Origin of the sequence: Vibrio hannami (genome assembly GCF_029589055.1) — a bacterium.
Classification (GTDB): Bacteria; Pseudomonadota; Gammaproteobacteria; order Enterobacterales; family Vibrionaceae; genus Vibrio; species Vibrio hannami.
This window is the reverse complement of record NZ_JARQZP010000006.1, coordinates 605,171-630,308: the sequence shown is the minus strand read 5'-3', so window position 1 is coordinate 630,308 and position 25,138 is coordinate 605,171. Positions and strand designations below refer to the sequence as shown.

General features: G+C 44.0%; 14 protein-coding genes and 3 pseudogenes. 14 read left to right on the top strand and 3 right to left on the bottom strand.

The genetic code is table 11. The annotated features are described in order from the left end of the window. The first annotated feature begins 151 nt into the window (after nt 1-151). Together P7F88_RS14270 and P7F88_RS14265 are read left to right on the top strand one after the other, a co-directional pair. Nucleotides 152-519: pseudogene (locus P7F88_RS14270) on the top strand (PilZ domain-containing protein). A 7-nt stretch (nt 520-526) separates the two neighbouring features. After that, on the top strand, nt 527-1,549 hold the full coding sequence (locus P7F88_RS14265; RefSeq protein WP_277825735.1) for a peptidoglycan DD-metalloendopeptidase family protein: 1,023 nt from the start codon (nt 527-529) through the stop codon (nt 1,547-1,549). 49 nt (nt 1,550-1,598) lie between these two features. Here P7F88_RS14265 and P7F88_RS14260 read toward each other — a convergent pair whose 3' ends face one another. The 3 genes and pseudogenes from P7F88_RS14260 to erpA form a co-directional block, all read right to left on the bottom strand. Then, nucleotides 1,599-4,706 (bottom strand): efflux RND transporter permease subunit, encoded by a 3,108-nt coding sequence (locus P7F88_RS14260; protein WP_277825733.1) that lies wholly within the window; start codon nt 4,704-4,706, stop codon nt 1,599-1,601. 13 nt (nt 4,707-4,719) lie between these two features. Next, nucleotides 4,720-5,820, bottom strand: coding sequence for an efflux RND transporter periplasmic adaptor subunit (locus P7F88_RS14255; RefSeq protein ID WP_277825731.1), 1,101 nt, complete (start codon nt 5,818-5,820; stop codon nt 4,720-4,722). Between the two features lie 116 nt (nt 5,821-5,936). Then, nucleotides 5,937-6,277 (bottom strand): annotated as a pseudogene (gene erpA / locus P7F88_RS14250) (iron-sulfur cluster insertion protein ErpA). 255 nt (nt 6,278-6,532) lie between these two features. Between erpA and hemL the strand changes: the two are divergent. The 12 genes and pseudogenes from hemL (at nt 6,533) to P7F88_RS14190 (ending at nt 25,134) form a co-directional block, all read left to right on the top strand. Beyond that, nucleotides 6,533-7,822: a glutamate-1-semialdehyde 2,1-aminomutase gene (hemL, locus tag P7F88_RS14245; RefSeq protein WP_277825729.1), complete on the top strand. Its 1,290-nt coding sequence runs from the start codon at nt 6,533-6,535 to the stop codon at nt 7,820-7,822. Nucleotides 7,823-8,094: 272 nt separating this feature from the next. After that, entirely contained in the window at nt 8,095-9,180 is a 1,086-nt protein-coding gene (locus tag P7F88_RS14240) for an AI-2E family transporter (RefSeq protein WP_277825727.1), read from the top strand. Nucleotides 9,181-9,266: 86 nt separating this feature from the next. Then, nucleotides 9,267-10,289: a 16S rRNA (guanine(1207)-N(2))-methyltransferase RsmC gene (rsmC, locus tag P7F88_RS14235; protein ID WP_277825725.1), complete on the top strand. Its 1,023-nt coding sequence runs from the start codon at nt 9,267-9,269 to the stop codon at nt 10,287-10,289. Between the two features lie 161 nt (nt 10,290-10,450). After that, nucleotides 10,451-13,824 (top strand): annotated as a pseudogene (locus tag P7F88_RS14230) (response regulator). 665 nt (nt 13,825-14,489) lie between these two features. Further along, nucleotides 14,490-16,163 carry an ABC transporter substrate-binding protein gene (locus P7F88_RS14225; RefSeq protein ID WP_277825723.1) on the top strand — a complete coding sequence of 558 codons (1,674 nt, stop codon included), beginning with the start codon at nt 14,490-14,492 and terminating at the stop codon, nt 16,161-16,163. Nucleotides 16,164-16,322: 159 nt separating this feature from the next. Beyond that, entirely contained in the window at nt 16,323-17,309 is a 987-nt protein-coding gene (locus tag P7F88_RS14220) for an ABC transporter permease (RefSeq protein WP_277825721.1), read from the top strand. Between the two features lie 2 nt (nt 17,310-17,311). Further along, entirely contained in the window at nt 17,312-18,334 is a 1,023-nt protein-coding gene (locus tag P7F88_RS14215; protein ID WP_277825719.1) for an ABC transporter permease, read from the top strand. 4 nt (nt 18,335-18,338) lie between these two features. Then, nucleotides 18,339-19,322 (top strand): ABC transporter ATP-binding protein, encoded by a 984-nt coding sequence (locus P7F88_RS14210; protein WP_277825717.1) that lies wholly within the window; start codon nt 18,339-18,341, stop codon nt 19,320-19,322. 47 nt (nt 19,323-19,369) lie between these two features. Then, nucleotides 19,370-20,365: an ABC transporter ATP-binding protein gene (locus P7F88_RS14205; protein WP_277825715.1), complete on the top strand. Its 996-nt coding sequence runs from the start codon at nt 19,370-19,372 to the stop codon at nt 20,363-20,365. 202 nt (nt 20,366-20,567) lie between these two features. Beyond that, on the top strand, nt 20,568-22,313 hold the full coding sequence (locus P7F88_RS14200; RefSeq protein WP_277825790.1) for a glycoside hydrolase family 9 protein: 1,746 nt from the start codon (nt 20,568-20,570) through the stop codon (nt 22,311-22,313). After that, nucleotides 22,313-23,203 (top strand): glucosamine kinase nucleotide-binding domain-containing protein, encoded by an 891-nt coding sequence (locus tag P7F88_RS14195; protein ID WP_277825713.1) that lies wholly within the window; start codon nt 22,313-22,315, stop codon nt 23,201-23,203. Before P7F88_RS14200 ends, P7F88_RS14195 begins: the two co-directional genes overlap by 1 nt. A gap of 5 nt (nt 23,204-23,208) precedes the next feature. Further along, the gene (locus tag P7F88_RS14190; RefSeq protein ID WP_277825711.1) at nt 23,209-25,134 is read left to right on the top strand and encodes a beta-N-acetylhexosaminidase; all 1,926 of its coding nucleotides are present in this window, start codon (nt 23,209-23,211) and stop codon (nt 25,132-25,134) included. Nucleotides 25,135-25,138 lie beyond the last annotated feature (4 nt).

Sequence of the window (25,138 nt, the reverse complement as noted above, 5' to 3'; positions counted from 1 at the left end):
TTAAGAGCCGCTAAGTTCAGCGGCTCTATTATTCCCGAAGTGAGAGCATTCCTGCAATTTCGGTGACCGAGCCTCAAGATAACCTTCTGTTTATACTTAAACTGATGTAAATCTAGCTTTAGGCTATCAACGAAACTGTAAGTGAGGAAACATGAGTGAACGACGTAGATTTTCGCGAATCCTTTATCAAGCTCCGGCAGAACTGCATCAAGGTTCAGTGAAAGCCACATGTACGATTAAGGATCTGTCGTTGCACGGCTTGCTACTCTCTTCTCCAAGCGAAACATTAGACATTAACCGTCCTACCGATGTTTTTTCCATATTCCGGAAAGTGACATCATTATTTCGCTTCAGGCCGAGATAGTGGAATCCACGGACTCATTATTGCGTGTAAAAATCCAGCATATTGATATCGACAGCATCAGCCACTTAAAACGTTTGGTAGAATTAAACGTTGGTGATGAACAGTTGTTACATAGAGAAATTGAGCAACTGTCGGATCTAGAAATAAACTCTTAAGCTATATATGTCCAAAATTACAATTACAATTCCTTCTTCCGAGGGGGATAAGCACTTTTTTGTTGGCCGAAAAACAGTATTAGCGACACTCACTACATTGGTAGTGTCGCCATTAGTCGCAGGCTACTTCGTTTATCAGAATCAGGCTCAGCAAACTCAGTCGCAAGAAACGTTTTCCCATTTGATGGCCGAGTTAGGCGATAAAGAAAACTCAATAGTTCAACTCAACTCCAACATTGAACAGTTATCTACCGACAAGCTGCATCTAAACAGAGAATTAGAAGCAAGAGATAGCCAACTTCTTGTGCTTAATAAACGCGTTTATGATGTTGAAAAGGTATTAGGCATATCCGATATGAATCCAGAACATAGTTCGGTTAGTACGGAAGAGAAACAGCTGGAAGAACGGGTTGATGCTGCGGCTATTAACTCTGCTGTTCGTGCAACTATGTTTCGGCTAATTCCGAATGATGCTCCACTTTCCTACAACAGAGTATCTTCATCGTTTGGTCGCAGACTGAACCCGATTACTAATAAACGCCACTTCCATACAGGTATCGATTTAACCTGCAAGAAGGGTGAGCCAATTTATGCACCGGCAGACGGAGTGATTGAAACCGTTCGACCAAGTAAAAAAGGTTTTGGCAACTTCTTGATTGTCAGGCACTCATTTGGTTTCTCAACCTCTTACGCTCACCTTCATGGCTTCAAAGCAAAACAAGGACAGTTTGTAACAAAAGGCGATGAAATAGCTACATGTGGCAATTCAGGTAATTCAACCGGAGCTCATCTTCATTATGAAATTCGCTTTCTGGGTCGCTACCTGAATCCAAAAACATTGATGGACTGGACACCTGAAAATTTCGAAAAAGTGTTTGAAAAAGAAAAGAAAGTAAAGTGGGCTAGTCTGGTAAATGTTATTGATAACGTGGTTCGTCTACAGGTTAATCTGACTAACAATCCGTATGTCGATACCTCAATAAGCACCGCTAGCTCAACCGGGCTTGAAGAAGAGTCTAAAGCTCAATAGCCTTGACAGTATTGATTCCCACGAGACACCGTGGGAATCAAATCTTCGTTTAACTACTCGTTTCTTCCACTAACTCCGGCGCTTTGCTCTTTCTCCCTAACATCAGCAGGCAAGGAGTCAGAACCAGGGTTAACATGGTAGCAAAAGCCAATCCACCAGCTACTGCGGTTGCCAACTGTGACCACCATTGAGTACTAGGTGCTCCAAATTCTATCTTCTGGTTCATCAGATCGATATTCATCTCCAGCACCATTGGCAACAAACCAAGAATTGTGGTCACTGTGGTTAACAGAACCGGACGCAAACGCTGAACCCCAGTTCTTAGAATTGCCTCTTCCTTACTCATCCCACGTTGAACAAGCTGGTTAAAGGTATCAATCAAAACAATATTGTTGTTTACGACAATACCGGCCAGAGAAATAACACCAATACCAGACATAACAATACCAAAAGGCTTCTGGAAAATAAGCAGACCAGCAAATACACCGACCGTAGAGAATAGCACTGCACTTAAGATCAGGAATGCCTGGTAGAAGCTATTGAACTGAGTAATCAGAATTAGCCCCATCACTGCCAGAGCAACCAGGAATGCGTTACCGAGGAAAGCTGAAGATTTCTCCTGATCCTCGTTTTTTCCTCTTAGAGTAAACTCTATTCCATCCAATCCAAGAGCCTTGAGCTCCGCTTCTACTTTAGGTAGTTCCAGTGCCAGGTTGTAGCCTTCCTTCATATCAGCCATAACTTGAATGACGCGCTTCCCATCAATCCGATGGATGGTATCCTGCTTCGGCTCTGGTTTAATGCTAGCGAAGTTAGTAATAGGTACAAGGCCTGCAGCTGTTTTCACTCGTAGCTCATCGAAGCGACCAATATCCCTCTGTTCCTCTGGGAATCGAACCAATATATCGACCTCTTCGGACGCATCATCAGGCAGGTAGTCTCCAATTTTTAATCCATTGGTAACGAATTGCACCGTGTTACCAACCAATGTTGCATCTGCTCCAAACCGTCCAGCATCATCACGCTTAATATCTATTTGCCAATCAATACCTGGCTTGCTGGAGTTATCACTAAGGTTGGTAAAGGCTGGATAACTATCAGCCCAATGCCGAACATACTTAGCGGCATCGTCAAGCTTGCTTGCATCTCTGGATGACAACTCGATAATCATGTCATGATCTATCGGAGGACCCGCTTCTGGCTTTTTAAACTCAATTTCAACACCAGCAAATCCGTCTAACTTGCCTTGAAGTTCTTCGATTATCTCTTTCACAGAACGGCGATACTGCCAGTCCACAGGGGTTACCTGTATTTGACCGATTGTGTCATCGCCACCTGTTCTGGTATAGACACTTTCAAACTCATCACCACCAAGCACAACGGATTCAATATCACGCATGATGTTATCTTTCTCATTAATCGAAAGATCCCCATACGAACGAACCTTAATAGTAAAAGATGGCGGATCAACTTCAGGGAAAAACTCCATACCCAATCCAGCTTTTACATAAGCAAAGCCAACACCTACTGACAGCAATACTGCTGCAATGAAAATCTTCAGTGGATGTTTTATCGCAAAAGAAAGTGTGGAGAAATAAAGCTTAGTTATACCTGAAGCTTTTGAAAAATCACCATTCTGGAGAGCGACCATCTCAGCTCTGTATTCTGGTTTTATATATTGCTCTTTACCGATCAAGCTCCCCAGAACAGGGACAAATATCAAAGCCATAAGAAGAGATGCACTCAGAGTCGCGATCAAAGTCATTGGCAGATATTTCATAAACTCGCCAGTAACATCTGGCCAGAATAGGAGTGGAGCAAAAGCAGCCAACGTAGTAGCCGTTGAAGCAGTTATTGGCCATGCCATTCGTTTGGCTGCGTCCTGATACGCCTGTCGACGTCCCATCCCTTCATGCATCCGCCTGTCGGCAAACTCTGTGACAACTATTGCACCATCGACCAGCATGCCTACCGCCATGATTAGGGCAAACAGAACGATGATGTTAACGGTCAATCCAAACACAGAGAGTACGAGCAAGCCCGTAAGAAATGATCCTGGAATAGAAATACCGACAAGAAGCGCGGTTCTTACCCCCAATATAGCGATAATGACAATCACAACCAGAATGATCGCTGACAGAATATTGTTCTGAAGATCATTCAGCATCATTTTTACGTCTTCGGATTCATCCCAGGTGTATTTCACCATCAGGTTATTTGGCCACTCTTCTGTTTTCTGAGCTTCTGCCATTACCGCTCTGACGAGATCTACCGTTTCAATGATGTTTTCACCAGCGCGTTTTTTAACGTCAAGCACTACAGCTGATTCACCATCGAGCCTGGCGTAACTCTCAGGATCTCTGAATGAACGTCTTACTGTGGCTATATCTCCAAAGGTGATAACCTGCTTGCCATCTACCTTAATTGGCATTTCAAGCACATCTTTAAGAGACTCAAAAACAGATGGGACTTTTACTGAAAAACGTCCATACCCTGTATCAACAAACCCGGCAGCTACCACACGATTGTTAAGCGAGATCAGGTTATATATATCGCCCTGATCTAGGTTGTAGCTCTCCATAAGAAGAGGATCGACAAGAATTTCTACGATGTCTTCCCGATCACCAGCAATATCAACTTCAAGAACCTGTTTATAGCTTTCAAGCTTATCTCTTAGTTCTCTGGCAACCTGTACAATAGTCCTCTCAGGAACCGTACCATAAAGCACGACAGAGAGGACTGGCTGGAAGGATGCTAATGTTACTTCGTGTACCGCGGGCTCATCACTATCGGCAGGAAGCTTAGGCTTTGCCTGATCGACGGCATCCCGCACATCGGCCATCGCCTTGTCGAGATCCACACCAACATTAAACTCAAGTGTGACTGAAGCATGGCCTTCCGCAGCCGTTGCCGTCATCTCTTTCACACCTTCAATTGAACGTAACTCTTGTTCAATCGGGCGAGCCAATAAACGCTCTGCATCTCCGGGCGAAATTCCCTCATGACCGACGCTGACATAGATTACAGGAATAGTAATATCCGGGCTGGACTCTTTAGGGATAGCGACATATGTCAAAGCTCCGGCAACCAAGATTAGCACCAGCAGCGTCATCATGGTTCTTGAACGAGAGAGCGCCGCATCAATAATTGCAAACATATCTGCCTCCCAATTATTGCGCTTCTGAGTCGCGTTTCAACGCCACAACTGTATCACCATCACGCACAAAACCTTGTCCAACCGTAATAATATCCACTGAGTCTTTGAAACCGGATAGCCAGACGCCATCTTGTTCTGCTTTCACCAGTTTAATCGGCACAAAACGGACAATATTATCTTCAAGTGTTTTAACCCCAAGGTTGCCAGCTTCATCTAATGCTAGCATTGCTGGTGTTACCTTAATTGCCGTGGTGCTTTCTAGTTCAAGTTCTACTTCAGCACTAATACCAGCAGGTACCTTGCCTTCAATATTCTCGATTTCGATTTCTATTGGAAAAGTATTAGTAGAAGCAGAAGAGACCCGGGAAATGTACCGAAGTGTTCCCTGAACAGTCTCACCATTAATGAGACGAATTTTTGCTTGCTGGTTAACTTGCAGCGCCTGAACATGCCTTTCACTCACGTCAGCTTCAATAACCAGCTTTTTGAGGTCGATAAATTCTGCAACCGGATCGCCAACGCCAATAAAATCACCAAGGTCGACAATGATATCGTCAACAATGCCATCAAATGGTGCTTTTACCAGAGAGTTTCGTAGCGCTGTCTGAGCATCTTTGACTGCAGCTTTTGCCTCTGTCAGAGCGGTCTGAGCCTGAGTGTATGCAACTTCTCCCTGAAGACCTCTACTCTTCAGAGATTGAGCAGCTTTATACTCTTTCTCTCTCAGTTTAAGAGCTGCTTTAGCCCTTTCAAGCTGTGTTTCAAGGCTTGTTTTATCTATCTGGACAATGCCCTGCCCCTTTTTGACAAAGTCGCCTTTTTTAACGATTAGCCTGGTAATTTTTCCTGCAACCTCTGCACCAAGATTAGCCTGGCGATCAGGGGCTGTTCTGCCATAAAGATCAACCTTTTTAGCAGTGGGCTGAGAAAGAAATGTTTCGTACACCACTTTAGCTATTGGTGCGTCAACTGTTTCACTCTTATGAGTATCAACAGGGCCTTCTTGCGCCTTCAACATTCCCATACCTAACCAGGTAGAGAGTGCCACAATAATAATCAGCGATATAAGCCAGGGACGATGAGAAAAAAAGGCCAGAGGCCGAACTCTTGGCATAACTAAATCCTTGTATATATAAAAAGCCTTGCATAACAACAAGTAATGCAAGGCTCTAATTTTATCTCATCCGGATTTTTAGTGACGTATTAAATGCCACATTTCTCAACTATTAATCAAACACTGAAAGATGCGCCGCATCCACATGTTGTTGTTGCATTCGGGTTATTCACAAAAAGCGAGATCCCTCTAAACCATCCGTAAAATCGACGACACCGCCCACAAGATACTGTAGGCTCATTGGATCAACCACCAGAGTCACACCACTGTTCTCTACTGTCGTATCACCATCATTTACTTTCTCATCGAAGGTGAAACCATACTGAAAGCCACTACAACCACCACCCGTAATATACACGCGTAGCTTTAGCTCTGGATTTTCTTCTTCTGCAATCAGCGTTTTTACTCTCAATGCAGCAGCATCAGAAAATGTAATTGGTACGTTTAATTCGCTCACAAGGGCCTCTCTAAAATTGCAGTGCGGACAGAATCTTTCTTATATTTACGCACATGTCTGCCTTTATATTGTCCTGATTATCTAATACCTGAGTGAATCGTTCAAGTATTCAAAACAATTCAAAGATGCCCCCACATGTTTTATCTCTCTTTTTTAGACATTTAGAGAAAAAAACCGCACAGCATCTGATGCAAAAAAAACACTACTGGTTACAATGCCTCTACTTGGTCCAGGTAACATAACGAGGATGATTTAATGACCAAATCAGCGGAACTTTATCAAAAGGCTCAGGAAAAAATTCCAGGTGGTGTTAACTCACCAGTACGGGCATTTAACGGTGTTGGCGGTTCGCCTATCTTTATCGAGAAAGCCGATGGCCCACTGATTACCGATGCCGATGGTAAAGAGTACATCGACTATGTTGGTTCCTGGGGACCGATGATTCTGGGCCATAACCATCCAGCTATTCGTGATGCTGTTATCGAAGCAGCACACCGAGGCCTAAGCTTTGGAGCTCCAACAGCAATGGAGATCGAGATGGCAGAGCTGGTTTCAGAGCTAGTACCATCAATGGAACAAGTCAGGATGGTAAGTTCTGGAACAGAAGCGACCATGAGTGCAATTCGCCTGGCTCGTGGTTTTACTGGTCGCGATAAACTACTGAAGTTTGAAGGTTGTTATCATGGTCATGCTGACAGCCTCCTGGTTAAAGCTGGCTCAGGTGCTCTAACTCTTGGTCAACCAAGCTCTCCAGGTGTACCAGCAGACTTTGCGAAACACACTTTAACAGCAACATTTAATGATCTGGAATCTGTGCAAGCTCTTTTCGATGCAAATAAAGGCGATATCGCATGTATTATCGTTGAGCCTGTTGCTGGCAACATGAACTGTATTCCACCAGTTGATGGCTTCCTTGAAGGGCTGCGCGAGATTTGTGACAAAGAAGGCGCGCTTCTAATTTTTGATGAAGTAATGACTGGTTTCCGTGTTGCTCAGGGTTGTGCTCAGGCTTATTACAACATCAAACCTGATCTGACCACTCTAGGTAAAGTCATTGGTGGCGGTATGCCAGTAGGTGCTTTCGGTGGCCGTAAAGATGTAATGCAGTACATCGCTCCAACAGGTCCGGTATATCAGGCAGGCACATTATCTGGTAACCCGATTGCTATGGCTGCTGGATTTGCATGTCTGAATGAACTGAAAAAAGAGGGCAACGAAGCTCGTCTGGCGGAAATTACCAAAAGGCTAGCAGAAGGCTTCAAAGCAAATGCTGATAAACATGGTATTCCACTTCTTGTTAGCCAGGTTGGTGGTATGTTTGGTTTCTTCTTTACTGAACAGGACAAAGTGACCACATTTGCTGAAGTAAGCCAGTGTGATATCGAGCGCTTTAAGAAGTTCTTCCACTATATGATTGAAGAAGGCGTATACCTAGCACCTTCCGCATTTGAAGCTAGCTTTACCTCTTTGGCTCATACTGATGAGCATATCGCGAAGACACTTGAAGCTGCGAATAAGTGTTTTGCGAGACTTGCGGCGGAGTAATAGGAACCTTACATATTTAGATACAAATAACTGGCGATAGCGTTATCGCCAGTTAACAAGCACCAGAATCAAAAGTCCCGCCAGCATTAATCTAAACCATGGAATCTTCTGAGAAAAAGCTCTCTTGCCACTGGCTTTCTTGCTGACACAATTTTGATTGTCATTGCAGCATCCCATACATCCCCCTAAAAATTATTACATTAGATTGATAACACATGAATTTAACGCCATCATACTAAGCGACAATTTTGCAGACCGAAAAGGATCCTCTTGTGTCAATTAAATTGAAGGTGTCTTCCAGCCACTGGGTATTAATTATAGCATTGCTAGCAGCTGCATATGCTTGCTACCTGCTTGTTCAACCTTATGTCAATTCCATCGTAATGGCATTTATCATCTCTATGCTGATGTTTCCCATACATGAGAGAATTCAAAGCAAAATGCCTACACATAAAAACTTTGCTTCGTTTCTCTCTTGCCTGGTTCTTACCTTCATCATTGTTATTCCGCTTTTAACAGTATTCGGAGCCATTGTTCAACAAGGCTCGGTCGCTTCACAAGGTGTTTTTCACTGGGTTACAAATGGCGGTATCCAGCAACTATTTGATCTGCCATGGGTTGTAAAAATCGTTTCTCTGGCAAATGAGTACCTGCCATTTGATGAAATTAACCCTCAGGATATTGCACAAAAAATTGGGCAGTTTGCTACCTCATTTGGTACTAACCTTGTTGCGATAAGTGCGAAGATATTAGGAGATGCAACCAACTTCCTGATGGATTTCTTCCTGATGCTGTTTGTTCTGTTCTTTTTGCTTCGAGATAACGAAAAGATCATCAAGGCTCTACGTCATATCCTTCCTCTGTCCCGAAGTCAGGAAGACAAGCTATTAAGCGAAGTAGAAAAAGTTTCTAAATCAGCGGTATTAGGTTCGTTTCTTACTGCTATCGCGCAGGGTCTCGCTGGCGGTATAGGCATGTGGATTGTCGGATTCCCAGGATTATTCTGGGGTACCATGTTCGGATTTGCATCATTCATTCCGGTTGTAGGCACAGCGCTAATCTGGATTCCTACAACCCTATACCTCATCATTATTGGCGATATCAACTGGGCAATCTTCCTGGCTGTCTGGAGTGCCGTTGTTGTAGGTTCGATTGATAACGTATTGAGACCTCTGCTGATGCAGGGAAGTGCTGGCATGAATACACTGATGATATTCTTCTCACTTCTTGGTGGTATTCAATTGTTTGGTTTGATAGGACTTATCTACGGACCTCTTATTTTCGCAGTCACGATTGTTCTGTTTAACATCTATGAAGAGGAGTTTCATAACTTCCTGCATGATCAGGACAATAGTTAAAAGCGCTTCTTAATTACAAACAAACCACTTCATGAGTTGGGCAGATTGTGCGAAAATCTGCCCACTTTTTTTATCAGAGTATACCCATGTCTACGTATATCGCTCCAAGCCAAATTGCACAGCGTCAACTAGCCTACTTTGAAGGCAAAAATGTCCTCGTTGCAGGTGAAGCTGAAGACCTATTTCCTGTTGAGCTGGCAAAGCACTGTAATTCAGTCACTGTCTTCACTACTAACTACAGCTATTTCAGGCAACTGGAAAGATATTCTGAGATAAAACGTATATTCGATGTAGAGCTATCTGAAGAGACTGGTTCTGACATGATTCTGCTCTACTGGCCAAAAGCCAAGGCAGAGGCCGAGTACCTACTAACAATGTTACTGAGCAAACTAGGCAAAGATACCGAAATTTGTGTTGTGGGTGAAAATCGTTCTGGTGTTAAGAGCATCGAAAAGATGTTCAAACCTTTTGGCCCTATCAACAAATATGACTCTGCTCGTCGTTGTTCTTTCTATTGGGGGCAAGCAACTTCAGAAGCACCTGAATTTAACCTTAATGACTGGTACAAGACCTATTCCTTGAATATCTCAGGCAATGAGTTAACCATCAAGAGCCTTCCAGGTGTATTTAGCCACGGACAACTGGACGTTGGTAGCCAATTACTAATAGATTCATTACCTTCTCTAAAGGGCAAGGTACTCGATTTTGGTTGTGGAGCAGGTGTGCTTGGCGCTGTTATGGCAACTCAGAACCCTAACATTGAGCTGGAGATGTGCGACATAAGTGCGTTTGCTATCGCCTCAAGCAGAGAGACACTTAAAGCAAATGGTTTACAGGGCAATGTATTTGCATCTGACATCTACTCTGATACCAATGATGATTATGATTTCATCGTTAGCAACCCACCGTTTCATTCCGGATTAGATACAAGTTATGTTGCTGCAGAGACTTTGTTAGACAAAGCACCAAAGCACCTAAAGAGAACTGGCGAATTATACATCGTAGCGAATAGCTTCCTGAAATATCAGCCAATACTGCAAACCGCATTTTCTGATTACAACACGATAAATAAGACCAATAAATTCGCCATTTATCATGCACAAAAGTAGTTAAATCCAATATTCACACCCACGTAACCGTATGATAGTCGGATAAAATTTATTTATCTGACTATTTTTTGCGCTCGCATCCACGGAACATAAAAAACTTTCTTGTCGAAACGAAATAAGATAGTACATTTATATTATCCGTAAGTTGTCAGCGTAGAAGAATGCTAAAGAAACATTTCCCATTCAAACGCCTCCGTAACACATTAATGGTGGCATTTCTGATTTTGAGCCTGGTGCCGCTCACCGTTATTGCGCTCTTTTTTCTGCATTCTCACAGTAAAGACCTGCAAGAACAGAGCCACTCTTATCTGATTTCGGTAAGAGATACCAAGCGACAACAATTACAAGATTACGTTAACGCTAAAGAATCTGAAGTGATTGGCTTTGTTCGCTCCGAACTAGCATATGCCAGTGGTGGTCGGTTTTATGGACTAGTGAATGCCTTCCGAAGCTTAGGACTAAATATTGAAGACGCTCGAAAAAATGCTCAAGATCGATATGTTGAGGGCTCGGGGAACAAGATTAAAAACTTGATTGCTCGTGACTCTGATGACTATGTGGGCAGTGAACGATACCGTCTGCTTCATAAACGTTATCACAGAACCTATGTCGAGCTACTGAAACGCTCCGACTTTGATGATGTGCTCCTTGTGGATAGGGAAGGTAATGTCACCTATTCAGTCCTGAAGAACGGCTACTATGGAACAAATCTACTCGACGGGAGATATAAGGATACTAACCTTGGGAAAACATTTCATTACATCAAGCAGCAGCTAAGCTCACAACAGTACGAACCCGACGCCCCCATTCCAGTTGAGATATCGGACTTCGCTCAAGAAGGCGATAACCTATATGCCTGGTTAGCAGCTCCAATTATGCAGCAAGGTTTCCTTCATAGTTATGCTCTACTTCGCCTACCGATTGATGGAGTATCAAAGCTGATTGAAGACAACAATACGTCTGCACAAATACTGCTTGTTGGCCCAGATATGACCCCCCGCTCTTTGAACCTTACACAAGAGGTCATCGATAGCAACGCCAGCATATTAAAGTCAGCAGTTGACGGCCTTACCGAAGTTGAAAACTACGAAAACCAGAGCGGTCAACATATCATTGCAGCAATAACTCCGGTTCCTTTGAACGGCGTGCACTGGGGCCTTTCAGTACAACTGGCTGAAGATGTGGCACATGCACGTATTCATAATTTAGAGAAGGTCTTTGTACTTGCGATGCTATTTGCATCAGCCCTGGTGATCATCGCTTCTCACATATTCTCGAATTTCATCACAGCTCCATTATTAAAGCTTACCTGGGCGGCAGAAAAGGTCTCAGCAGGAGACCTTGATGAATCGGTTATCAATACAAATCGAAAAGATGAAATTGGCAGACTTGCCGTCAGTTTTGAAAGGATGCAACGCTCCATTAGAGAAAAAATCCTGACCATTCGAAAACAAAATGAGGAGCTTGAAAACAACCTTCAAATCATTCAGCAACAAAATAACGAGTTGCAGCTAACTGATAAACTGAAAGATGAGTTTCTGGCAACCACCTCCCACGAATTGCGTACCCCTCTGCATGGCATGATTGGTATTGCAGAAGCACTTGGTGCTGGCGCAAGTGGAACAATTCCAGCAAATCAAAAGTATCAGCTGGATATCATTATCAATAGCGGACAAAGATTGGCTAATCTAGTCGACGATCTTCTCGATTACCATAAGATGCGATACGGCAATCTTAAGATTAGTAAAAAAGCAACGGATCTGTTTCACGCTACCAGTATCGTTCTGCAGCTTTCAACCCACCTTCTGGGCAAAAAAAGAATACGAATTATCAACCAGATACCTATTGATATGCCCCTTGTAGTTTCCGATCCACAACGACTAGAGCAGGTTCTTTACAACCTGATTGGTAACGCAATTAAATATACCGACGAAGGAAAAATCATTATCTCAGCTGAAAATTTGCAGAATCAGATGAGAGTGCAGATCGTCGATACTGGACAGGGGATTCCAGCTGAGTTTCTTGAACATATATTCGAGCCACTAGTACAGGGCAACGGAAAAAGTGTTCGCTATAAACAAGGTGCCGGACTAGGGCTCTCAATCAGCAGACAGTTAATTGAGTTAATGGGCGGTTCATTATATGTCAGCAGTCAGCAAGACGTAGGTACTACGTTCAGTTTTACTCTGCCTTTAGCTAAAGAAGACATTGAGAAATATGAACCTGTAGAGGCTGATTATAGCTATCAGTTATCACCTGTGCAGGAGTTACCTGATATCGATACATTGTCAGTTAATGAGAATTTTGACGGACCATTAGTTATAGCCGCAGATGATGAATCCGTGAATCTTAGTGTTTTGAAAAATTTCCTTGCGATGGAAGGATTCCGGGTAAAAACAGCGACGGAAGGCACTGAAGTACTCCAGTTAGTTGAAGAAGAAAAACCGGACATTATTTTGCTAGATATAATGATGCCAGGACTAAACGGATATGAGGTCTGTCGTTCCATAAGAACCGACTACACTCAAACTGAACTGCCAATCATAATGTTAACAGCACTAAACCAGGCAGAAGACAGGCTGGAAGGCTTTAACTCAGGCGCGAATGACTACCTGAGCAAACCATTTAACAGGCAAGAGCTCGCAGCCAGAATACGCGTTCATATTTCTGCGAGTCAAAATGAGCAGCAAAAAGAGCAAAACCAAAAACTCATTGTCGAGATAGAAAAGCGAACTAAGGCCGAGAATGAGCTACTTGCTACTCAAAAACGTCTTATTGAACAATTAGATGGCGCCCCAGAAGCCATACTTTGCCTGAATAACGCGCTGCAGGTTAGGTTTGCGAATGAAGCCGCATCAGTACTTTTCAGAAGAACAGTCGATCAACTCAAACGTTCAAATGCCGACGAAATCATCGCCACAAAGTACCTAAACTCAGACCAGGAACATTATTGTGGCGAAATAGATATATTCTCGGGAACACAGCGTTTAAAAGTGACTGGCGACATCATCAAACTGCCAGAGAGCTCAGGAATAAACTCAATGTTTATCTTCGATATAGACGGAGAAGTTAACACCAATCGAGTTCGGAAGCTGGAAACAGCCGTGGATGCGCTTTCCAACTACGCATTTAAGGGGGAGAAGAGAACCTGGACAAACTGAAGCAACTCGGCGATGAGTTTAAAGGCATTGTCGATAAAGCCTCTGGTAGCACCAAAGATAAACAAACTCTTCTACGAGAAACTTTGGTTGCAGCCATGACAACTGCACTCTCCTACTGGGAACATACTACGGGAAAGACCAAGTTCAATTTCGCAGAAGAAAGTGGATTATGGAAAGTTTATCTGGACAGGAGCACTCTACAAACAAGAACCTTAGATAAATACCTTAGAGTAGAAACGGTACCCAAAACCCCTAGGTGGCGAACAGTGCTAAGTTCTGTAGAGTTTATTCTAGAGCACTGCCACGAACAAACAGAGCTAAGAAAAGAACTGGAAGCGATAAAGCAACGTCTCAACAGACTAGTCAGCGCTTAATTTTACCTCCCCTACATTCAAGCCTTACTGACTCTCAGTAAGGCTTTTTTCTGCCATTTCCCGGTTATTTGTCACTTGTAGGCACAGTAGCAACAACAACTAGCAAATCCTCATAGGTTGGTTGCAATACACATATTTCGCTCTTAAAAACAACATACAAATAAGGCTGTGGAATTCAAAAGAATGAGCGTATATTTCATCGATAATTAGCTTGTTGTTTATTTTTTTATCAGTATTGAGACATGAATCACGACGAATCGTCAGTTTTATTTGTGACCAAAAAATAACATAACATTTCTTAGGGTGATTAATATCACCATATAGAAACAAAACAACAAAACCCTTAATAATAAAAACACATAAGAATAGTAAGCACTCACACAAACACTATAAAACAGACAAAAGTAGTATTAGATCACACTAAGATAATCGTTCTTTTTTATGGTTTAGCGTTCTTTTTTTACGTTTTTCACGTTAATTATCGCGGTTTTGACGTTTTTAACGATACGGGAAATTGACGAAAAGAAGGGATAAGTGTTTTCTTACTCATGAATTAACGCTACAGGCCATCCACTTCCTCTGGGAACTGGGGTAGCAATTCAAGCAAGTTCGTTTAAGCAGAAGACCTGCTTTTAACTGAATCAAATAAATAGTAAGGAACAGCTATGCTTACCAATATTAAAAAGACGATCGTTGCATCCGCAGTAATCGCTGCTGCAGCTACAAGCGTCTCAGCTCAGGCATCTGCCAGAAGTGAGCTAACTATTGTACCCGACTTCTATCCAACCATGGTTAGAAACTTTAACCCTTATCTTGCGACTAACCTGAGAACAACAACAGACTTCATCTACGAACCTCTTGTTGTTTTTAATGAAATGCATGGTAATACGCCGGTAATGCGTCTGGCTGAAAACTATTATATGTCTGATGACCTTCTAACCGTTACATTTGAACTACGTGACGGCGTTAAATGGTCAGACGGGGAAACATTTAACGCAGATGACGTTGTTTACACATACAACCTACTGCGTGATAAGCCTGAACTAGACCAGCGTGGCATCAACAAGTGGGTTAAAAGCGTTAAGAAAGTAGACGATAAGAAAGTTGTCTTCTCTTTAACAGAAGCAAACTCAAACGTACCGTACGAAATTTCTCTTATTCCAATCGTTGCTGAGCACGTATGGAAAGATGTAAAAGACCCAACAACGTTCACTAACGAAAACCCAGTTGGTACAGGTCCGTTTACAGAGATCGACACCTTTACTCCACAGCTCTATATCCAATGTCGTAACCCTGAGTATTGGGATAATGACAACCTGGAAGTTGACTGTCTTCGTGTACCTCAGATCGCAAACAACGACCAGCTACTTGGTAAAATTGTAAACTCTGAACTGGACTGGACTTCTTCTTTCGTACCAGATATTGACCGTACTTACGCAGCTGCTAGCCCTAATCACCATTACTGGTACCCTGCATCAGGTACACAAGCGTTTGTTGTGAACTTTAAAAACAAAGATGCAGCTAAAGCAGAAGCCCTTTCTAACGTAGATTTCCGTCGTGCATTCTCTATGGCTCTGGATCGTCAGACTATCATTGATATCGCGTTCTACGGTGGTGGTACTGTGAACGACTTCGCATCAGGCCTTGGCTACGCATTTGAGTCATGGTCAGATGAAGCAACCCATAAGAAGTACCAGAAGTTCAACTCTTACGACCCTGAAGGTGCTCAAGCACTTTTGGCAAAAGCAGGATTCAAAGACACTAACAAAGATGGTTTTGTAGAGACTCCATCAGGTAAGTCTTTCGAACTTCTGATTCAATCTCCAAACGGTTGGACTGACTTCAACAATACCGTTCAGCTAGCCGTAGAGCAGCTAAATGAAATTGGTATCAAAGCACGTGCACGTACTCCTGAGTTTGCGGTATACAACCAGGCTATGCTAGAAGCAAACTACGACGTTGCATACACCAACTACTTCCACGGTGCAGATCCACACTTGTATTGGAACAGTGCTTATAACTCAGCACTGCAAGCAGGTGAAGGTATGCCTCGCTTTGCTATGCACTTCTATAAGAATGAGAAGCTAGATAGCCTACTAGACAGCTTCTACAAGACTGCGGATAAAGATGAGCAGCTATCTATCGCTCACGGTATCCAGAAGATCATCGCAAACGATCAGGTAACAATCCCTGTAATGTCTGGTGCTTACATGTATCAATACAATACAACTCGATTCACTGGTTGGTGGAGCGAAGACAACGCTAAAGGCCGTCCAAACATTTGGGCAGGTATCCCAGAGCGTCTACTTCACGTACTAGACCTGAAACCAGTTAAGTAATAGTAACACTCCCGGCAGCGCGCTAACCGCGCGCTGCTCCTAAACCCCCCTACTCTAATTAAACATATGGCGCTTGTCGTCAGGGGATAGTTCGTCCTTTTTTCAGGATGTCTGAAACCAGAATCAGGTAAAAAAACTGGACAATGCAAGGTGTAAGTTATGGGTTATTTTTTAAGACGATTGTCGTTCTATATGATTGCGCTGTTAGTTGCAGCGACACTCAACTTTATTATTCCTCGGGCAATGCCGGGTGATCCGGTCACAATGATGTTTGCTAATGCGACCACTCAGGTAACTCCTGAACGAATCGAAGCGATGAAGCAACTACTTGGCTTCGTTGATGGTCCATTATGGGTGCAGTATCTAACTTATATTAAGAGCATCCTTAGCTGGGAACTTGGCACATCTATCAAATTCTACCCGCTAAGTGTTAATGAGCTGCTTGGCGGCGCATTTGGCTGGTCTCTATTTTTAGCCGGTACAGCTGTTCTTTTATCTTTCTCTCTTGGCTCGATACTGGGTATTTTTGCAGCCTGGAAACGAGGCAGTAAGTACGATGCAATGATCACTCCAGGCATGCTAATTGTTCAGGCAGTACCGCAAGTCGTTATTGCAATGATTGCTGTATTTACTTTTGCAATCGGTCTTAAGTGGTTCCCGACTGGATACGCTTATACAGCAGGTACAACACCAGATTGGACAAGCTGGGCATTTATAAAAGATGTCGCTTACCACGCAGCATTGCCGTTGTTCTGTGCCTCAATCGTTCAGGTGGGTGGCTTCCTGGTTAACATGCGTAACAACATGATTAACCTGCTAGCGGAAGACTACATCACCATGGCGAAGGGTAAGGGTCTTAGCGAAAACCGTGTGGTATTCAACTACGCAGCACGCAACGCAATGCTACCAAGTGTGACAGCTCTTTCTATGTCTCTTGGTATGGCTATCGGTGGTCAGCTTATCATCGAAATTATCTTCAACTATCCGGGGCTGGGTACGGTTCTTTTCAATGCTATTCACGCTCGAGATTATCAGGTTCTTCAGGGACAGCTTCTTATCATGACGCTATTTATGCTGTTCTTTAACTTACTTGCAGACATGCTTTATGTCGTGCTTGATCCTCGCCTGCGTAAGGGAGGTAAATAATCATGAAAAACTTTATCAAACTAATTTTGGGCAACCGCATGGCACTGATTGGTGTCACTATCCTGAGCACTTTTATCTTTGTCGCGCTGTTTGCCCCACTTTTAACCAAGCACGCACCAGATAAGAGAACAGGTAATCCACATGAATATCCTGGTTTCGTTGTAACCTCAGCTAAAGCCAACCCAGATGGCTGGGTAGCTGAAAACCTGGCTACTGACAGACGCACAATGCACCTGTCTAAAAAAGCAGACCATGTAATGGGTACATCCCGTATGGGACGTGATATCTGGGCACAGGTTGCTTACGGAGCACGAGTATCTCTTGCTGTAGGCTTTGGTGCAGGTCTTACTGTTTGCTTCCTTGCAACTGTAATTGGCGTGTCAGCAGGTTACTTCGGTGGCCGTGTCGACGATATCCTGACAGCCTGTATGAACATAATGCTGGTTATTCCGCAGTTCCCGCTGCTATTTGTTGTGGCAGCCTTTATCGGTGAGGCTGGGCCACTCACCATCGCGCTCATAATAGGCTGTACTTCCTGGGCCTGGGGTGCCCGAGTCGTCCGCTCACAGACACTTGCTCTTAGAGAGAAAGAGTTTGTAAAAGCGGCAGAGGTACTGGGTGAGTCTTCATGGCGAATCATCTTTGTAGAGATTCTGCCAAACCTTATTTCAATCGTCGGAGCAAGCTTCATCGGCTCAGTGATGTACGCAATCATGATGGAAGCGACTATCTCCTTCCTTGGTCTTGGCGACCCGAACACCATTAGCTGGGGCATCATGCTTTACAACGTACAGACTTCTTCATCAATGCTAATCGGCGCTTGGTGGGAGCTATTGGCACCTTGTATCGCACTGACTGTACTGGTTACCGGACTTGCTCTTCTTAACTTCGCAGTCGATGAAATCGCAAACCCACAGCTTCGCTCTCATAAAGGCATGAAGCGCTGGAAGAAGATGGCAAAACAAGACGAAAAGTCTCGCCAGGAAGTAGTACCTGAACAAAAAGCATTATGGACTGGAGAGTAACAATATGACTAATCCATTGATTTCAATTCGCAATCTATGCGTGGACTATATTACCGACGCCGGAGACGTTCGTGCATGTAATAACGTAAGTTTCGACATCGCTAAAGGTGAAGTATTTGGTCTGGCTGGTGAATCTGGCTGTGGTAAATCAACCGTTGCTTTCTCTCTGATGCGTTTGCATAAGCCACCAGCATTTATTAGTGGCGGTGAGGTTATCTTTAATGGTGAAGATATTCTTAAATACAGTGACAGCCGCATGCAAGGCTTCCGCTGGAGCGAGATGTCTATGGTATTCCAGAGTGCGATGAACGCTCTGAATCCTGTACTGACCATGGAAGAGCAGTTCTGTGACGTAATTATGCGTCACACCAACATGACTCGCCAGCAGGCAAAAGTGCGAGCAGAAGGCCTGCTTGAGATTGTTGATATTCACCCAAGTCGTCTGACGGACTACCCACACCAGTTCTCTGGTGGTATGAGACAGCGTCTGGTTATTGCAATCGCACTGGCACTAAATCCTAAGATGATCATTATGGATGAGCCAACCACAGCACTTGATGTGGTGGTTCAGCGTGAAATTCTGCAAAAGATCTACGCACTAAAAGAAGAGTTTGGATTCTCTATCTTATTTATTACCCATGATTTGTCACTGATGGTGGAGTTCTCGGATCGCATCGGGATTATGTACTCAGGTGAACTAATAGAAGTCGCTCCATCGAATGAGATTCTGGAGAACCCATATCACCCATATACCAAAGGGCTGGGTAGCTCATTCCCTCCTCTTACAGGTCCTAAACCCAAGCTGGCAGGTATTCCTGGTAACCCGCTAAACCTGCTTGAAATACCACAAGGTTGCCGATTCCAGGCACGTTGTGACCGTGTTGAAGAGAGATGTCGACGAGATCAGACAATACTTCGACAAATTGAGGCTAGCCGCTTCTCTAACTGCCACCTGTATGGTGAGCCGATTGTTCAGGTTCCGGCTTAACAGTCTGGATATAGGTTAGAAGTCAGGAATAAGAGCAGGAATTAATTATGAGTAACAATTTTGGACAATTACTGGTTGAAGGCAACAACCTGGTAAAAGATTTCCCAATTAGCAGTAATGCACTTAATCAGCCAATGATGCGCGCAATTAACGATGTGTCATTCAAGATGTACAAAAGCCGTGGTTTGTCTGTTGTAGGTGAGTCGGGGTCCGGTAAGTCAACGACCGCGAAGATGATAGCAAAGATGTACGCACCTACAGATGGCGTTATCGAGTATAAAGGTCGCGATATTCAGACAATCAAGAAAAGAGCAGACCTGATGGAGTACCGCGAAGGTATTCAGATGGTTTGGCAGGATCCGTTTGGTTCCCTAAACCCAACACATACTATCTTCCATCATATTGCGCGCCCTCTTCTTATTCATAAGAAGGTAACAAAAGGCAATAAGAAAGAGTTGGAAGAGCGCGTTTACGACCTGCTTGAGCAAGTTGGTCTGATCCCGCCAAAAGAAACCGCAGCCAAATACCCCCACCAGCTTTCTGGTGGTCAGCGTCAGCGTGTAAACCTTGCCCGGAATATTGCCGTTGGCGCTGAAGTGGTATTGGCCGATGAGCCAACTTCCATGCTAGACGTTTCTATCCGCGCAGGTGTTCTTAACCTGATGGAAGAAATGAAGTTCGAAAAACAGATGTCACTGCTTTACATCACTCACGATATCGCGACAGCGCGTTATATCGCTGAGGATCTGGCGGTGATGTATGTAGGACACATGGTTGAGTGGGGTGACACTGAAGAGATCATCCACGATCCACAGCATCCGTATACCCAACTTTTAGTTTCAGCAGTACCGGATCCTAAGAAGTCGATCCACGAAAAGCTGAAGGGGAACAAGGGCGAGATCCCGCTATGGACACCAACATCAACAGGCTGTCCTTTCGCCGGCCGATGCTCTCACGCAACACCTCGTTGTAAGGAACAACTACCCGCAGTGACTCAGCTTTCTGAGAACCACTTTGTTCGTTGTTATTTGCACGAGAGTTGATTGGGGAAAGGCTGATATGCATTCCCACGGAGACCGTGGGAACGAGAACAAAAAGCGCGTCATTCCTGCGAAGGCAGGAATCTATTCGAGCTATATACCGTTAACAAGATTCCCGCCTTCGCGGGAATGACGATGGAAAAGTCGCGAAATGACGACTAAAGGTCTCGGAAACGACGATGAGAAAATTAAACCGGAGAACGAAATGCAGTTGCTAACTAACCACATTGGCTATGAGTTAACGGGAGAGAAACAGGCAGTATTAATGACAGATAGTGAGCTAAAACTTCCCTTATCTGTAAAACTGTTTGACAGTGAAACGGACACTTTTATCAAAGAGTTTCCGCTTTACTCTCATGGCTCAGTGGCAAACTGGTATTGTGGTCTTTTCTATAGCATCAATTTCACCAGCTTCTCTCAAAGCGGCTCGTATTATTTGCAACTGGAAGAGACCCGTTCTCACGTGTTTAAGATTGAAGAAGGTCTGCTGTTTAATCAAACCTTCTCAGATCTTCTTCATTACTTTAAGTCTCAGCGCTGCGGAGGCATATTTGAGCAGAAAGACAAATCAGTCCAACTACTCGGCAGCAATAAAACTGTTGATGTCAGTGGCGGATGGTACGACGCATCTGGTGACGTAAGTAAATACCTGAGCCACCTTTCCTATGCGAACTACCTCAACCCACAACAGACACCAATGGTTGTCTGGAACATGCTTAAAGGGTTAGAACTTCTTGAATCAAAAGAAGATGTACCGTCCTTTTTGAAAGTACGTCTTATCGAAGAAGCGCTTCACGGTGCAGACTTCCTTGTCAGAATGCAAAGCCCGGATGGCTACTTCTACATGACTGTATTCGACAAGTGGAGTAAGGATACTGAGCAACGCGAAATTTGTGCCTACTCAACACAAGAGGGCATAAAGTCTCAGGATTTTCAGAGTGGATTTCGTCAAGGGGCTGGCATTACCATTGCAGCGTTAGCGGCTGCAGCCCGCCTAGAACATCATGGTGAATTTAATCAGCCTCAATATTTAGAATGTGCGATTGTCGGATACCGCCATTTATTAGAGCGCAATCTTAACTACCTCCCTGACGGTACCGAAAATATTATCGACGAGTATTGTGCGCTTCTTGCTGCAATAGAACTATATAGGACAACGGGTGAAAATCTCTACCTGAACGAGTCTCGCCTTTGGGCTCACAGATTGTGCTCTCGACAAAAGTCAGATACTAATTTTGCTAATTACTGGTCAGCCGACAACAGCGGAAACAGACCATATTTCCATGCATCAGAGGCAGGGTTGCCTGTTATCGCATTGTGTGAATATCTTTCTGTTGAACCAGATTCAGAGAGAAAAAAATCAATAAAATCAACAGTCGGGTTTGCCATGATCTTTGAGCTCATGATAACCCAAAAGGTTACAAACCCGTTTGGTTATCCAAGGCAATATGTTAAGTCCGTATCGGGCGAATATCAGGGTGAAAAGCGCGATGCATTCTTTGTCGCAAAAGATAATGAATCCGGTTACTGGTGGCAGGGAGAGAACGCTCGTCTGGGCTCATTGGCTTGTGCTGCCTACTTATCTCGAGAGCATATCGAGATCAATTCCATCGCAAAACAGATGGAAAAATACGCTCAGGATTCTCTCAACTGGATTGCAGGTTTGAATCCATTCGATACCTGCATGATGGATGGTCACGGGCACAACAATCCGGACTACTTACCGGAGCTTGGATTCTCAAACGCTAAAGGTGGCATCTGTAACGGTGTTACAGCAGGGTTTGAGGATGAGCAGGACATTGCATTTATTCCAGAAAAACAGAAAAACGACATGCTGCAAAACTGGCGCTGGGGAGAACAGTGGATACCTCATGCAGCCTGGTTCCTATTGGCTGTAATTAGTCAGTACACCGCAACCAGCCCTGATAAAGCAGCGGGGGAGAAAGAATAATGACGAACTATTACGTAGGCATCGACGGTGGAGGAACATCTTGTCGTGCCCGTATCCGAAATGAACTTGGTCAGCTTATTGGCGAAGGGAAAAGTGGCAGTGCCAATATTTTATTGGGTGTTGAGTTAGCGATGGACTCAATTATTTCTGCCATTGAAGAAGCAGTGGAGCAAGGTGGATTATCAAAGAGTACCTTTGAAAATATGCATGTTGGGCTGGCACTTGCTGGTGCTGAACAAAAATCGGCATGGAAAGCATTTATGGCGCAACCCCACCCTTTTGCCAGCATCACATTAAATACAGATGCTTACGGTGCATGTATCGGCGCACACAATGGCGATGACGGCGCAATTATGATATCTGGAACCGGTTCTTGCGGCATTTTTATTCGCGGAAATGAACAATTTGTCGTTGGCGGAAGAGAGTTTCCAATTTCCGATCAGGGAAGTGGTGCGGTTATGGGGTTACGGCTTATCCAGCAAGTATTACTTGCTCACGATGGCATTCGTACAATGACTCCGCTAGCAACCTTTGTACTGAATCATTTTGATAACTGCATTGACTCAATAGTTGAGTGGTCTAAAACCGCTAAGCCCAGAGATTACGGTCAGTTTTCACCGCAAATATTCCAGTTTGCCCAGCAAGGTGATGAGTTAGCTATCAGCTTACTAAAGCAAACCGCCGAAGATATCGAAATGTTCTTAGTTGCCCTTAATAAACGAGGAGCAACAAGAATCGCACTTATGGGTGGTATCGCTGAACGCATAAAAGACTGGCTGTCACCTCCGGTTCAAAGCTGGATAGTCGAACCTCACTCCGACGCTATTGAGGGAGCAATTATGTTCGCTGGCAAAGCCGAACATAACCTTTACACTCTGGATCAGGAGTAACAGTTATGGAAATGCGAGACAGAGGCTTCTACGTTGAACAAGCGGTGGTATCTGAGAAGGAAAAAACATCTCAGTTGCAGATAACACTGTTCAACAATACTGAGCAGACCATCAGAGACTGGAAACTAAACTTCAGCTTTACTCTGGTCATTCATCCGGATTCAGTGACTAACGGCTCACTGGAACAGGTAGGTACATACTGCCTTTTCTCACCGGAGCAAGATAAGTCTCTTGAGCCGGGCGAACGCTTCGAATTTCACTTCAATATGAGCGCACTGGTTATGCGTAATCAAACCTGGGGAGTTCAGGAAGCGAATGTCGTGGTGAATAACAAATACTACAGCGCTCAATTATCCTCACTATCCGTTCTAAATAGGTATGAACAGGATTCCGGCAGGTATGAGAACGTAGAGCTATCACCTTACTCAATTATCCCACGCCCTAATAAGCTTTCGACAGATGGTTGTAAGGTTGCATTAAGCAAAGAGCTGACATTCTCTTTAGACACAGAATTAGCCCTTCCTGCGCTTAAATGGCTAAGAGATGAGTTAACAAAACATACCGACATATCTCTTCGGGATACTACCAGCGGAAAGCTTAGCTTTTCGTTCAATAAGCAGCTATCAGATGATGCGTACAAACTGGAAGTTCGTGAACGTCACATCCTATTGCAGGCAGGAGGAAAGTTAGGCTTTATTCATGGCTGCTCTACCATTTTGCAACTCGTTTTGGCTGATCCTTCAAGTATGTTCCTCCCATGTATTACAGTGGAGGATCAGCCGCGTTATAAATATCGTGGAATGATGCTGGACTGTGCCAGACACTTCCACTCAATCGACGCAGTCAAAGGCATACTGAACCAACTCGCCTATTACAAATACAACGTATTTCATTGGCACCTAACAGATGATGAAGGCTGGCGTATTGAAATTGACGCTTATCCAGAACTGACTGAAATTGGCGCATGGAGAGGCCCGGAACTCACACTTGAGGGGCAGTACACGCACCTTTCCGAGATCTATGGCGGTTACTACACAAAGACCGAGATCAAAGAGATCATCCTTTACGCAGAAGAGCGAGGCATCACCGTAATTCCGGAAATTGATATTCCGGGTCATTGCCGGGCAGCAATTAAATCTCTGCCAGAGCTTCTTGTGGATTCAAAAGATAACTCTAGCTATCAAAGTGTTCAGGGCTACAAAGACAATATCCTAGATCCTAGTTTGAATGGCACTTATAAGTTTATTGACACTGTTTTGGAGGAAGTTTGTGATCTTTTCCCGTCCCCCTATGTCCACATAGGTGGCGATGAAGTACCTGAGGGTGTTTGGCAAGGCAGTGAGCACTGCACTCAATTGATGAATCGTTCTGGCTACTGTGAACCAGGTGAGTTGCAAGGACACATTCTCAGACATGCTGAGAACAAGTTGAAATCTCTTGGCAAAAGAATGCTGGGCTGGGAAGAAGCCCATCATGGAGAAAAAGTCAGCACCGACACCGTTATCTATTCATGGCTAAGTGAAGAGGCTGCTATCAAATGTGCCCGTAAAGGATTTGATGTTGTACTCCAGCCAGCTCAATACCTGTATTTCGATATGGCTCAGAGTAATAACCCTGACGAACAAGGCGTCGACTGGTCAAACCCTATTTCGTTAGAAAAAACATATTGCTATGAGCCTCTGTCGGAACTGGAACCATCACATGAGATTCACTCCAGAGTTCTGGGAATTCAGTGTGCAATTTGGAGCGAGTTTATACCAAACAATCAACGCCTCGAGTACATGCTTTATCCGAGGTTATTAGCCAGCGCAGAAGCCGCCTGGACAAACAGTGAAAACAGAGACTGGAAAGAGTTCCTTTCCCGACTAAAAGGACAATTAACCCATATGGATAAGCTGAAAATTCACTATCGGAATCCATGGGAAGTTTAATCAG